The sequence below is a fragment of the Lachnospira pectinoschiza genome (assembly GCF_020564355.1).
GTDB classification, from domain to species: domain Bacteria; phylum Bacillota; class Clostridia; order Lachnospirales; family Lachnospiraceae; genus Lachnospira; species Lachnospira intestinalis.
This window is the reverse complement of record NZ_JAJCRR010000001.1, coordinates 694,269-706,947: the sequence shown is the minus strand read 5'-3', so window position 1 is coordinate 706,947 and position 12,679 is coordinate 694,269. Positions and strand designations below refer to the sequence as shown.

12 protein-coding genes and 1 rRNA gene are annotated in these 12,679 nt (G+C 40.9%); all 13 read right to left on the bottom strand.

The features are described 5' to 3' along the window. Positions 1 to 63: ribosomal RNA gene (locus tag LI288_RS03390) — 16S ribosomal RNA — on the bottom strand; the annotation flags it as partial. A 396-nt stretch (positions 64 to 459) separates the two neighbouring features. Further along, positions 460 to 1,935: an RICIN domain-containing protein gene (locus LI288_RS03385; RefSeq protein WP_227089425.1), complete on the bottom strand. Its 1,476-nt coding sequence runs from the start codon at positions 1,933 to 1,935 to the stop codon at positions 460 to 462. A gap of 93 nt (positions 1,936 to 2,028) precedes the next feature. Then, positions 2,029 to 2,793, bottom strand: coding sequence for a hypothetical protein (locus tag LI288_RS03380; RefSeq protein ID WP_227089424.1), 765 nt, complete (start codon positions 2,791 to 2,793; stop codon positions 2,029 to 2,031). 76 nt (positions 2,794 to 2,869) lie between these two features. Further along, positions 2,870 to 3,097, bottom strand: coding sequence for a hypothetical protein (locus LI288_RS03375; RefSeq protein ID WP_227089423.1), 228 nt, complete (start codon positions 3,095 to 3,097; stop codon positions 2,870 to 2,872). A 233-nt stretch (positions 3,098 to 3,330) separates the two neighbouring features. Further along, a complete protein-coding gene (locus LI288_RS03370; RefSeq protein ID WP_227089422.1) occupies positions 3,331 to 3,855 on the bottom strand; it encodes a phosphatase PAP2 family protein in 525 nt (174 codons plus the stop codon). Between the two features lie 10 nt (positions 3,856 to 3,865). Then, a complete protein-coding gene (locus LI288_RS03365) occupies positions 3,866 to 5,059 on the bottom strand; it encodes a ribonuclease E/G (RefSeq protein ID WP_227089421.1) in 1,194 nt (397 codons plus the stop codon). A gap of 60 nt (positions 5,060 to 5,119) precedes the next feature. Then, a complete protein-coding gene (gene hisIE, locus LI288_RS03360) occupies positions 5,120 to 6,400 on the bottom strand; it encodes a bifunctional phosphoribosyl-AMP cyclohydrolase/phosphoribosyl-ATP diphosphatase HisIE (RefSeq protein ID WP_227089420.1) in 1,281 nt (426 codons plus the stop codon). A 23-nt stretch (positions 6,401 to 6,423) separates the two neighbouring features. After that, the gene (gene hisA / locus LI288_RS03355) at positions 6,424 to 7,143 is read right to left on the bottom strand and encodes a 1-(5-phosphoribosyl)-5-[(5-phosphoribosylamino)methylideneamino]imidazole-4-carboxamide isomerase (protein ID WP_022432116.1); all 720 of its coding nucleotides are present in this window, start codon (positions 7,141 to 7,143) and stop codon (positions 6,424 to 6,426) included. Positions 7,144 to 7,165: 22 nt separating this feature from the next. Next, complete coding sequence (gene hisB / locus LI288_RS03350) at positions 7,166 to 7,858, bottom strand: imidazoleglycerol-phosphate dehydratase HisB (protein ID WP_022432117.1); 693 nt, start codon at positions 7,856 to 7,858, stop codon at positions 7,166 to 7,168. 10 nt (positions 7,859 to 7,868) lie between these two features. Continuing rightward, positions 7,869 to 9,158 carry a histidinol dehydrogenase gene (hisD, locus tag LI288_RS03345; RefSeq protein WP_022432118.1) on the bottom strand — a complete coding sequence of 430 codons (1,290 nt, stop codon included), beginning with the start codon at positions 9,156 to 9,158 and terminating at the stop codon, positions 7,869 to 7,871. A gap of 26 nt (positions 9,159 to 9,184) precedes the next feature. Continuing rightward, positions 9,185 to 9,835 carry an ATP phosphoribosyltransferase gene (gene hisG, locus LI288_RS03340; RefSeq protein WP_227089419.1) on the bottom strand — a complete coding sequence of 217 codons (651 nt, stop codon included), beginning with the start codon at positions 9,833 to 9,835 and terminating at the stop codon, positions 9,185 to 9,187. Next, entirely contained in the window at positions 9,832 to 11,121 is a 1,290-nt protein-coding gene (gene hisZ / locus LI288_RS03335; RefSeq protein ID WP_022432120.1) for an ATP phosphoribosyltransferase regulatory subunit, read from the bottom strand. The genes hisG and hisZ overlap by 4 nt, the downstream gene beginning before the upstream one ends. A gap of 247 nt (positions 11,122 to 11,368) precedes the next feature. Beyond that, a complete protein-coding gene (locus LI288_RS03330; RefSeq protein ID WP_227089418.1) occupies positions 11,369 to 12,655 on the bottom strand; it encodes a diguanylate cyclase domain-containing protein in 1,287 nt (428 codons plus the stop codon). Between the last annotated feature and the right edge of the window lie 24 nt (positions 12,656 to 12,679).

Genomic DNA, 12,679 nt, shown 5'->3' with positions numbered 1-12,679 from the left:
GACTTGCATGTGTTAAGCACGCCGCCAGCGTTCATCCTGAGCCAGGATCAAACTCTCATAAAAAGTGTTTGTCCGCCAGTTTTGAACAAACTAGCTTCAATAGTTTAGTTTCCGTTAAAACTTACTGCTTTAAAGGACGACATTCCGTAATTGCTTACTTCCTGTCAGTTCGTAAATTGAAAATTTCAAAGAATTTTCAGGGTTGTTTTACTGTTCAGTTATCAATGTTCGTTTATCAATACCAGCTTAAAAGCCGTTGTTGATTTGTTTTATTTCGTTACCGCTGTGGGCTGTTTTTGTTGCCATCGCTCGCGGCGACTTGATTATAATATCACCATTGGGTCAGGTTGTCAACAACTTTTTTAATTTTTTTTATTTGTTTTTTCATTTGTCTTTTTTATCCTATAACAGGTTATTTATCCATTAAATTTTTTATTATATATCAAACTTTTTATTCACCTACTTATCCTCATTAGGGGACACCCCTAAAACCCCGTTATAGAAGTATCCGTCCCCTGCCATTTTTAACGTCCATAACTGGTTATCGCCGCCGTGGTATGCATACTGCTGGACATTTGCACCGGCTGCTGTTCCGTTTACGTCAAGCACTTTTCCAGAATAGTTGTTTTTGATTGTCCAGTACGGTACACCATTTTCATTTTTTACATATTGGAACGCAAACATCTGCGCATTTCCATTTACGCAGTCCCAAATCTGCACATTTGCGCCGTTTTCCGTACTTGCGGCATTAATATCTACGCTGTCATATCTTCCGCCGCACTTTGTACGGATTGTCGTCAGTCCGTTTTGTCCTGGCATGACTGCCGTTCCATCTCCCGCATAACTTCCTGCCGTGTTCATAAACTGGTCTTTATACACCCAATTACTTCCCGCGGTGTATCCCGTCTTTTTGAAATCCAATTTATTAAACCTGTTCTCCGATGCAGCCGAATAGGACTGGTAGTAGTCTTCTTTGTTATCCGCTTCGTTGCCCATATAGTTTACAAACCTGTCTGCCGCTTCCCACTGTGCGCAGAACGTAAAAATTCCGTCCGTCCGGTCACCGAACCATGCCGTATCCATCGCATACTGTTCTCCTGTGCCATATATATGCCATTCTTCCGGCTGGCACTCGTTAAACGGTGTCCACCCACGGTTGTCACAGAACACCGCTCCGTCTGCTTCACGGATTACTGCCCAGCCCTTAAACACATACCCGTTCTTTGTGTATGCGTTTGCTTTCAATGCAAAATTCTCTGAATATCTTACTGTTTCTGACGGCATATATCCGCTTCCACCATTCGGGTCATATTGTACCGTGTACTCCGGGAATGGCGGGTATGTAAATGTGAGGGTCATTCGGTCTAATATTACTGTTACATCGGATTTATCAATAACCCAGTCATCATTATTATCATATAACTTTTCTATTTTGTTCTCACAGCCTTTGTATGTTAAATCTTCCGTCTGTTCTGATGATGTATTTGAATTGATACCTGATAAATCATGTGAACCATCAGCAGTGAAATTAAATGCTGCAATTCCATCACAGATAATAAATGACCCCTCATCTTCGTTATACCAATCACCATAACAATATTGTTCTGCGTGCCAGCCTGATGTTGTATTAACAGACATTGCATATGTAGCACTATTTACATTTCTGCGTACATTTACATTTACAGGAACTTCCATTGTTTTTGAAACATTTATTTCAACATCATCACAGCGGTCATCCGGACTGGTTGTCTGATTATATTCACCAAATGTTCCGTCTACAGTATAATCTACTTTTAAGGTTCCCTGAACCGTTTCACAGTAATATCCATTCTCAAAGGTTGCTGCCTGCACTATTTTGCTATTTTCAACTGTACTAATAAAAATCAGTACGCATACCGCAAGCATTAACCAAACGCATTGTATTTTTCTTTTCATATTTTTACTCCTTTCTACGCAAAATGACACTTTACAGAACAAGACTGCAAAGTGCCATTTAACAATTTTATATTTTATTGTCTTTTATATACATTACAAGTATTTTATATATGTATCAATGGTTAATTTTGTTCCGTCAGGAACACCATGCGCTGCTAAGATAGCCTTTAATTCATCTGGACTATCACTTTGACCACTTTTGTACTGCCCATCTCTAAAATTAGCTTGTATTGTATACCCAGTAATTGAATCTGTGTATGTATAATGTCTAACTCCATTATCTCGTGAAGATTTCAATACCCACTTCCCAGTAGCAACCAGTCTTTCCTCATCTGTTAATGACGGTGCTGCTTCGGTTGCCGGTTCTGGAGTTGGTTCTGGTGCCGGGGCTTCTTCTGGTTCGTTATTTCCGGTGTCTTCTACTTCTTCCGGCTCGTTACTTTCTTCTGTATCATTTCCTGTATTATTCCCTGTATTCTCTGACACGGCTTCCTCACCGTGAGGAGTTTCTTCCGGCTGCGCTTCTTCTACCGGTTCTGCCTGCTGTGGTGTTTCTGCTGTGGCTTCTTCTGTCTGGGATTCATTTTCTACTTTCGTTTCCTCTGCTACAGCTGTGGTTTCACCTGCTCCTGTCTGTGCCTGTGCTATTTCCATCGCTGCTGTGGTCTGTTCTGTCTTTTTTGCTGTAGCTACTGTCGTTGTCTGCTGTTTTGTTTCCTGTGTGGCTGTCTGCTTATTTTTATTACCGCCTGATACACACACCGCCGTTATTCCTACAGCAATTAAAACGATTACCGCCGCTACTCCTGCTACTACTTTTACTTTTTTGTCCTTTAATAATTCTTTTAATCTTGTCATATTTTCAACCTTTCCTGTGACGAAGTTCGTCACAAATTATCTAGTACTTGTTATATATCTGTCCTCTGTCTCCGGTTTAATTACATAAACCTATCCCTTCCCTTTTTGCCAGTTCTTCAAGTGTTATCGTTTCCGCTTTTCCCGGGTCTGGATTGTTCATGTAATCCTGTACAAGTTTTTCACAATATAAATCGTCTTCCATATCATCATCAAACTGTACGCCTTTTAAAAACAATAAGATGTTTCCTATCTTATATTCCGGCAGGTTGTCAATGATTTGCTTTGCCTGTTCTCTTTCGCTCATGTCAATAGCCCCTTTCCTGATTATTTGTGACGAGGTTCGTCACGCTTCTTTACCGCTCTCATTATCTTCAATAAATTCTTTTAATCTTGTCATAATTTTCCCCTTTCTATATTATTTTTTTACAAAATTTCGCCGTTTTTACTATTTCATATATAGCATCCGCCTGTTCGGAATTGATCGCAAGCATTTGATTCAAAAGCAGGCACTTATATAAAAATGGCTGTCTTTAAACTTTAAATAAGAAACAATCCGATGATTCCCATAAGCACACCAGCACTATATCCAGCAAGCACATCTTTTACAAAATGCACACCGCCCAAAACACTTACTACACCCATCAAAAATGCCAGAACAAGCATAATAACGCCCGCTGCCGGATTGACATACAGCCATGTCATTGCAATGACCGTAAATGATGCTGTATGACGGCTCGGCATGGATTCTCCGGTCTTGTCCTTTGCGACTATCGGTGTTGTGCCGTATATCGTATACGGCCGCTTAGCATTAACACATTTTCTAAAAACCGATACACCTGCAAATGTAATAAAAGGCACTAATATTACTTTTAAAAGCATGATACGGCCGCCGTTTATATAGACAAGTCCCAGTAAATCCACATAACACAGTACAGCAAGTGCAGGAAGCAGATGATACAGCACATTCACTGTTCTGACCGCCCATAAATGTTTTTCATACCATTGATATAGTTTTTTATAAAACTGCGGATAAAAATTTTCTTCCTTATTTCCTTCTTCCATTCTTTTTACTTTATTCTTCTTCCTTTCTGCCGTCTGCAAACAATTCCCGTAAGGTCTTACCGTTCTTTTTCCGGGTAAGTTCCACCAGCCCAAGACGTGTCATATCAACATACACAATTCCTGTGTTTTCCTGCTGGATATATTTTTTTAATGCACTGACAAGCTGTTCTTCTTCGGCTTTTTCTTTCAGATTGATAAAATCCACAATAATCATGCCGGACAGATTACGCAGACCTATCTGGCGCACCAGTTCTTCAGCCGCTTCCAGATTGGTCTTTAAAAATGAATCTTTCTTTTTGACCATTTTCCCGGAATTGACATCAACCGCCGTCAATGCCTCTGTCTGTTCAATCACAAGATAACCGCCGGACTTTAACCATACCTTTTTATTTAATGTCCGCGAAAGAATCGTTTCCAATGAATACAGCTTGTAAAGCGGCAGTAATTCATCTTCATAAAGACGCAGTTTTTCTTTCACCGCTTCTGCTGCATACTGTCCTGCCAGTTCATAAATTTCCCTGTCATCTGTTACAATTTCATCCAAATCCGAAATGCGCAGATTTTTTAACCATTCCACAACCGGTGGAAGCGGCTCATACATTTTTGTAAATGCTTTTAAATATTTTGCCTGTCCGGTTATCTCCTGAAACTGTTCTGCCAGTTTTTTGGCTTCTGCCAGTACAGGCGCACTGTCTGCTTCTGCTGTATTGGTGCGCAGAATAAAACCAAAAGCCGGAAGCGGCTTTCCTTTATAGAAAGTTTCTTCCAGCTTTTCCTTTAATGCCAGACAATGCGGATGTTTTTTCACTTTTCCCGAAACGGAAACACCGGTGCCGTCCGATACCAGCACAACATATTCTCCGGTCAGGGACAACTTTCCGGTCGCCGTCGCGGGCTTGGTCTTAAATGCTTCTCTGCTGATTTGCACCAGCATTGAATCTCCTATGCAGACCTTCTCTGTATTTTTGGGATTTAAAAAGAAATGCTTTTTATTTTCTTCCAATGAATAATAGCATTTGATGCCTTTTTCAATCTCAATAAATGCACAGTTTAAATTTTTAACCACATTTTCCACGCGTCCGATGTAAATCCGTCCCGTCATATTTTCCGGTTCTGCCACTTTTAACTCACGGCATACATTATCATAAAACAATGCACAGACACACCGACCCTGTAAATGCGTTATCACATATCTGGTTTTCATACTTCTCCTTATTCCGCAGGCACTCTCCCATGCCGGAGGAAAATCTTTACTTTAAGCATTTTAGCGGTTTGCCAGTTCTTTCACAATATCTTCCCATGTCACACCGCGCAGTACCATCAGTACCATGACATGATACAGGAAATCTGAAATTTCATACTTGATTTCTTCCGGATCCGGATTCTTTGCCGCAATGATAATTTCTGTTGCTTCTTCACCGCATTTTTTCAGAATCTTATCAATTCCCTTATCAAACAGGTAGTTGGTATATGAGCCTTCCTTCGGGTGCTGTCTTCTGTCTTCAATGACATTCATAACATCATTAAATACTTTTAACGGATTGGTTTCTGCATATTCCGTTGATACGAGGTTTCTGTAGAAGCAGCTTCTGTTGCCGGTATGACATGCCGCACCGATCTGTTTTACCTTTGCAAGCAGCGTGTCGTTATCGCAGTCGATTTCAATTGAACGCACATACTGGAAATGTCCTGAAGTCAGACCTTTTACCCAGAGTTCCTGACGGCTTCTGCTGTAATAAGTCATTTTACCGGTTGCAATGGTTTTTTCAAAAGCTTCTTCATTCATGTATGCGACCATTAAGACTTCATCTGTTTTGTAATCCTGTACAACGACCGGAATCAGTCCATCACTGTTTAACTTAAACTCTGAAAACGCAATGGCACTGGTAAAGGTATTCATGGCAATTCCTTTTTTAGAAAGTTCCTGTTTTGCCTGCATGGCATCATAATCCAATGCGCTGACAGAAAGCCCTGTAACACCACCTATATTTTCATTTGTAATCAATGCTGTAAAATCTGCATTTTCAGTATTCACAATGCAATTCATCTGATTGGCACTGATTAAATCTGCATCTGCCGTAAACTGCTTTTCACTTAAAATCACAACAGAAAGCTGATTGTCTGCTGCCATGTCAAGTGCTTCTTTTTCCGCACCGGTATACACCAGCCCTAATTTTGCTGCACCGAAACGGTCTGCAACTTCTTTCATCATTAAAAGATTCGACTCCTTAACATCTTCTAACAATGCAGTCTTTGCGCCTGCGTATAAATACTTTTTAATATCCTCGACACGCTTTACATTACCGCCTACAAGTACCGGTGTATCAATAGATTTGGTAATCTGGCGCAGAATACCGATTGCCTTTTCGTGTGAATCGTCATCATAGGATAAATCCATGACAAGAATCTCATCAGCACCGTTTTCGCTGAAACGGTTTGCTGCTGCAACCGCATCACCGTTTCCTAACAGTACACTTAAATCTTTATCAGCGTACGCTTTCTCATCTTTTAAATAAATATTCGGAATTAATTTTTTATATGACATTGTCCGTTTTCTCCATTACCTGCTTATTTTTCAAATTTTTCTACTGCTTCTGATAATATAACGCGCTTTTCATACAGTGCCTTACCGATAATTGCACCGTGGATTCCCGCATCAGAAACCGCTTCAAGGTCCTGCATACAGGATACGCCGCCGGAAGCGATAATGTCAATACCGGTCTTATCAGAAAGAAGCTTTGTCTGTTCAATATTCGGTCCTGCAAGCATGCCGTCTTTTGATATATCTGTATATACAATGGTCTGTACACCCATTTCTTTCATGGCAAGCGCCATATTCACAGCCGTTTTATCACTTAACTTTTCCCAGCCTTCTACAGCAACATAACCGTCCTTTGCATCAATTCCCACAACGATGTGTTCCGCACCAAAACGGTCAATCGCCTGACGGATAAAATCCGGATTTTCAACGGCTTTTGTTCCGATAATCGCACGGTAAACGCCTAAATCCAGTACTTCCTGAATATTTTCAAGTGTACGGATACCGCCGCCTAACTGCACCGGAATATTCACGCTGTTCACGATTTTTTTAATCGTTTCGGCATTCACGGAACGACCCTTTAAAGCCCCGTCCAAATCCACGGTATGAATAAATTTTGCGCCGTCTTTTTCAAAGCTTTCTGCAATCTTGTATGGTGTATCCGAATACACGGTCACTTCGTTAAACAGTCCTTTTTTTAACCGGACACACTGTCCGTCTTTAATATCAATAGCAGGATATAATCTCATAAATTCACCTCATGTATGTATTTTACAGACTTCCTTTTGTAGAAAGCACACTTTTAATTCTGTCATCTTTCTGACACGCTTCGTCTAATGCCTTTGCAAATGCCTTAAACATGCCCTCGATGATATGATGGTCATTTTCTCCGGACAACTCCCTGATGTGCAGGTTCATTCCGGCTGAATAAGATACTGCATAAAAGAACTCCTTGACCATCTGTGTATCAAAATAGCCGACACTGTCTGCATGGAATGCCGCATCAAAGACAAGATACGGTCTTCCTGATAAATCTATTGCACATAAGATCAGTGCTTCATCCATTGGCAGCATAATATCACCATAACGGCGGATGGATTTTTTATCGCCGAGTGCCTGCTTAATTGCTTCACCTAAAACGATGCCGACATCTTCAATCGTATGATGACAGTCTACGATTAAATCGCCTTTTACCCTCAATGTCAGATCAAATAAACCATGCTTTGCAAAGCTTTTTAACATATGGTCAAAAAATCCGATACCTGTATCAATATCAGATTCACCGCTTCCATCCAAATCAATCGACAGCTGGATATCCGTTTCACTTGTCGTGCGTTCAATGTGTGCCGCACGGCGTGGTATTTTCACTTCTTCCGCTGTTTCTGCTGCATTTTCATTGCGTCCCTTATAACGCGGATTGCGGTATGGTCTGCGGTAATTTTCTTTTCTTTCATTGCCAGCCATAATTTTTCTCCTATTCGAATCTTACTCTGATTGAATTTGCATGTGCAGTAAGCTGTTCTGCCGTTGCAAATTTTTCAATATCCTTGTGAATCGGTTCCAGTGCTTCTCTTGAATAAGAAATGATGCTGGATTTCTTAATAAAGTCATCTACACTTAATGCAGAGAAGAATTTTGCCGTTCCGTTGGTCGGAAGAACGTGGTTTGGTCCCGCAAAATAGTCACCCAGCGGTTCAGAGCTGTATTCTCCAAGGAATATTGCACCGGCATTTTTAATTCTTGTCATCGTATCAAATGGATTCTTTGTCACAATTTCAAGATGTTCGGAAGCAATCTCATTGGCAACTTCAATGGCTTCTTCCATCGAAGCTGCCGTTAAAATGTAACCGTAGTTTTCAAGAGATTTCTCAAGAATTGCCTTTCTTGAAAGCTGGGCTACAAAGCCGTCAATTTCTTCTGATACCTTCTGTGCAAGTTCTTCACTGGTTGTAATTAAAATTGCAGATGCCATTTCATCATGTTCAGCCTGCGAAAGTAAATCTGCCGCTACATATCTTGGATTGGCTGTTTCATCTGCAAGCACTAAAATTTCACTCGGTCCTGCAACAGAATCAATGCTGACATAGCCAAACACTGCCTTTTTCGCCAGTGCTACATAGATATTGCCCGGTCCGACAATCTTATCAACCTTTGGAATGGATTCTGTGCCGTATGCCATAGCTGCAATCGCCTGTGCACCGCCGACTTTGTAGATGACATCTACACCGGCTTCTTTCGCAGCAACGAGTGTTGTCGGATAAACCTTGCCATCCTTTCCCGGAGGTGTACACATAATAATCTGTTCTACGCCTGCTACCTTTGCCGGCATAACATTCATCAGAACAGATGACGGATAGGCAGCTTTACCGCCCGGTACATAGACACCGACTCTTGCAAGTGCTGTCACCTTCTGACCGAGAATGGTTCCGTCCGGCTTGGAATCAAACCAGCTGTACTGCTTCTGTTTTGCATGATAATCGCGGATATTTACCAGTGCCTTTCTAATAACATCCAGTAAATCCTTATCCACCTGTGCGTAAGCTTCGTCAATCTCTTCCTGTGTTACACGGACATTTTCTGCATTGATGTCTGCCTTATCGAAATTCTTTGTATACTCAAATAACGCTTCATCTTTTCTGGCGCGTACATTTGCAAGAATATCATTGACTGCTGCTTCAAATTTCCCATAGCTGTTCGGACTTCTCTTTAAAAGGTTCTCCAAAATGTTGTTTTTGCTTTCCGGTGTTAATTTTACGATTCTCATATGCTGCCTCTTTTCTGCCCTGCGGCTTATTTTTCTTTATTTTCCAGATAATTTCTTAAATTCGTAATCAGTTTTGTAATGCGCTCGTTTTCCATTTTCATGCTGACCTCGTTGACTACCACTCTGGCAGACAGCGGACACACTTCCTCTAAGACCTCAAGTCCGTTTTCCTTTAAGGTTGCACCCGTTTCCACGATATCGACAATCACTTCTGAAAGTCCGACAATCGGCGCCAATTCAACAGAACCGTTCAGCTTGATAATTTCAACGGTCTGATGCTTTTTATTGTAGAAATAATCTTTTGCAATATTGGGATATTTGGATGCCACACGGATTAATTCATGATGCTTTAACTTTTCCTTTGCTTCCTTTGGTCCGCAGACACACATTTTACAGTTGCCAATCTTTAAATCATAAACTTCATACAGTCTTCTGCCTTCCTCCAAGATGGTATCCTTTCCGACAATCCCGATGTCGGCGGCACCGTATTCCACATAAGTCGGCACATCTGACGGCTTGGCAAGGAAGAAACGAAGCTTTAATTCTTCATTGGTGAAGATGAGTTTTCTTGTCTTCTCGTCTTTCATTTCCTCGCAGGTAATTCCAATATTTTCAAAAATTTCAAGGGCATTTTTTGCAAGACGTCCTTTTGCCAGTGCTATTGTTAAATATCTCATGAAAGCTTTCCTCCCAGTATCTCAGCCAGCCGGAGCTGCTGTTCTTTCTTTGTTGCCGCATCAATCACCGTCACAGAATTATTAATATCAGCACTCATATTCTTTAACAGAACTACGTCTTTTATCTGTGAATTAGCGGCATATTCGCAGCAGCTGTCGATATCCTTTGCCTGTTCTTCTGTCAGCATACAGACATTGTTGCCCATCTTACGCATTGCATCTGCGGTCTTTAACGCATTTACAAGGTTATCCTTGGCGTACACAAGTAAGATGCCGCTTACATCGACCGGAACATTAAGTTTCTGTCTGTTCATGGCTGCCATCAAAGTATCTACATTCATGGAAAATCCGATAGATGCCTTGTCACAGCCAAACTGTCCTATCAGTTTGTCATATCGTCCGCCGTTGACAACCGGTTCGCCGACACCAAAAGTATATCCTGCAAAAATGATACCGGTATAATAGCCGTGATTGCTTAATGCACCCAAATCAAATGAAATGTATTTGTCATAGCCGATAATCTTTAAATAGTCATACAGCTTTAACAGTCTGTCGATTGCGGCAAGGCAGTCCTGATTCTTTGTCAGCCCTGCTGCCTTGTGTAAAACATCAATTGAACCAAACAGCTGCGGAAGCTGTAACAGCACATCTGAAATGCGCTTATCAATATTTAATGAATTTAACAGTTCTTCCACACCGAAATAATTTTTCTGTTCAATCAGACGGACAAGCATTTCTGCTTCATCGCCGTCAATACCTGCTTCCTTTAAAAGCCCTTTAAAGAACAAGACGTTGCCGATTTCAACCTGAAATTCTTCCAGTCCGGCATTTTTCATGCAGTCAATCACCATGCTGATAATCTCTAAATCGGCATCAATCGAATCATCGCCAATCAGTTCCGCACCGACTGCCGTGCTTTCCTTTAACTTTCCCTGATAATATTTGCTGACATTGACAAAAGTATTGCCCACATAGCAAAGCTTTAACGGACGGTTATCGTCTTCAAAATACTTTGCGGCAGTTCTTGCGATTGCCGGTGTCATATCCGGGCGCAGCACCAGTGTATTTCCATACCGGTCAAAAAACTTAAACATTTCTGTCGATGGAACACTTCCACGTTCTTTATTAAACACATCAAAAAATTCAAACGACGGTGTCTGGATATCGTTATATCCATATAATGCACAGACATCGTGCAGACGGTTCTGTAACACAATCTTTCTGGCACATTCACCGTTATAAATATCTCTTACACCCTCCGGTGTATGCAGTAAATCCTTTTTCATACTATCTCCATTCCGCAGGCATTTTAATGCCGGAGGAATCGCGAACTGAATTTATTTCAGTTCTGCGATAACAGACAGCTTTGTGACACCCGCGGCACAAAGTGTTATGCGAAAATCTTTAATTTAAGGATTTTCGCATTTACCTCCATTTCTAAGCAGCTTTATTTACTTTATCGTAGTAACGTGATAATTCGTTACAAAAGAATAGTGAGATTATACCCTACTAAACCGCTCTTGTCAATCTCCCTTACGAAAGTTCTCCATGCAAATGTTCTTTATAGATAACATAACAATTCGCATGTTTTTCCTGTGCCATCTGCAATGCCTTTACCAGCTTTCTATGGACAATCCGCATATCCATTCCATTTTCAGGATAACATGCCACACCAAATGAAAATGAAATTTCATATTTAGGGTCCACCAGCCTGTAATTCCATGCAATTCTGCTGCGCAGGGATTCAATAAATGCACGCAGTTTAATATCACTGTTAATATCCTGTACCACCACGCTCATCAGATTCGGCTGCAGCGGACATACAATACCACGGTGTCCCACATGACGGCGTACCGTATCCTGTACAGACTGTAATAAATCCTGTACAAAGCCGCTGCCTTCATTTTTCATGTAATCCTCTATATCATTCACCTGCATCAAAATCAATGTCAGCTTACAGTTCGGATTTAATTTAATCGCACGATTGCAGTAACCATTCATTTCCTCGTAAGATAATACGGTTCTATCCCCGGAATAACGATAGCTGCTAATGGACATCTGCTTTCCGTCTGTCTGTTCTTCTATCCGCTTAATACTGCCAATTGCCGTCTTTGGCCTGTCGCCTGAATAAATCGTTGAACATTTCACCTCAAATAATTCATATGCACCGTTGGTATATTCAAAATTTGCACGGAAGCTGTGCGTAAAAGATTCCTTTGCTGCATGAATATCTGCGCAGATTGCCGTACATTCCGCTACTGATTCCTCTGATATGATGCCATGGGTAATAAAATATTGGACTGCCTGTTCTAACGGCACCTCCAGCAGGTTGTCCACTTCATTGTCATTAAACTGGTTAATCCGAAGCTGTCCGCTGTCATAATCATATGTGCAGAATAATTCATTTTCCAATGCAAGAAAATACCTCACATTTCCCATTGATTCGCGTAGTGCATGATTACTTTCCTTTAATGCATAAATGTCTGAAATTTTTAACTTAAGATATTCTTCCGCCAGCAGGCTGTTTTCCCGCTCTTTTCTGCAGCGCATAATTTCTAACAGCACCCAGCGGTATGCATTATCACATCTTCTCATGCGGAGTACCATTTTTTTGTATTCTGACGAATGCAGACTGTTGCTTACATCGATAAAATCATCCAGATCAACCGGATGTATAATATCTACTATGGATGTATACATTGACAGCCCGACTCCGATAAAGCGAAAAACCTGTTCGTCTGCCGTAATAATATTAAATTCCCTGTCAACAATGGCACTACCGTCAATGACCTGATACTCTGTAATCAAATTATTTTCCATATGCACTTTTGCCCTTCCCTTTTA

What these genes read in the sequence shown, in the direction of transcription:
- LI288_RS03385 (WP_227089425.1), bottom strand. Translation starts at nt 1,935, where the DNA reads ATGAAAAGAAAAATACAATGCGTTTGGTTAATGCTTGCGGTATGCGTA.
- LI288_RS03380 (WP_227089424.1), bottom strand. Translation starts at nt 2,793, where the DNA reads ATGACAAGATTAAAAGAATTATTAAAGGACAAAAAAGTAAAAGTAGTA.
- LI288_RS03375 (WP_227089423.1), bottom strand. Translation starts at nt 3,097, where the DNA reads ATGAGCGAAAGAGAACAGGCAAAGCAAATCATTGACAACCTGCCGGAA.
- LI288_RS03370 (WP_227089422.1), bottom strand. Translation starts at nt 3,855, where the DNA reads ATGGAAGAAGGAAATAAGGAAGAAAATTTTTATCCGCAGTTTTATAAA.
- LI288_RS03365 (WP_227089421.1), bottom strand. Translation starts at nt 5,059, where the DNA reads ATGAAAACCAGATATGTGATAACGCATTTACAGGGTCGGTGTGTCTGT.
- hisIE (WP_227089420.1), bottom strand. Translation starts at nt 6,400, where the DNA reads ATGTCATATAAAAAATTAATTCCGAATATTTATTTAAAAGATGAGAAA.
- hisA (WP_022432116.1), bottom strand. Translation starts at nt 7,143, where the DNA reads ATGAGATTATATCCTGCTATTGATATTAAAGACGGACAGTGTGTCCGG.
- hisB (WP_022432117.1), bottom strand. Translation starts at nt 7,858, where the DNA reads ATGGCTGGCAATGAAAGAAAAGAAAATTACCGCAGACCATACCGCAAT.
- hisD (WP_022432118.1), bottom strand. Translation starts at nt 9,158, where the DNA reads ATGAGAATCGTAAAATTAACACCGGAAAGCAAAAACAACATTTTGGAG.
- hisG (WP_227089419.1), bottom strand. Translation starts at nt 9,835, where the DNA reads ATGAGATATTTAACAATAGCACTGGCAAAAGGACGTCTTGCAAAAAAT.
- hisZ (WP_022432120.1), bottom strand. Translation starts at nt 11,121, where the DNA reads ATGAAAAAGGATTTACTGCATACACCGGAGGGTGTAAGAGATATTTAT.
- LI288_RS03330 (WP_227089418.1), bottom strand. Translation starts at nt 12,655, where the DNA reads ATGGAAAATAATTTGATTACAGAGTATCAGGTCATTGACGGTAGTGCC.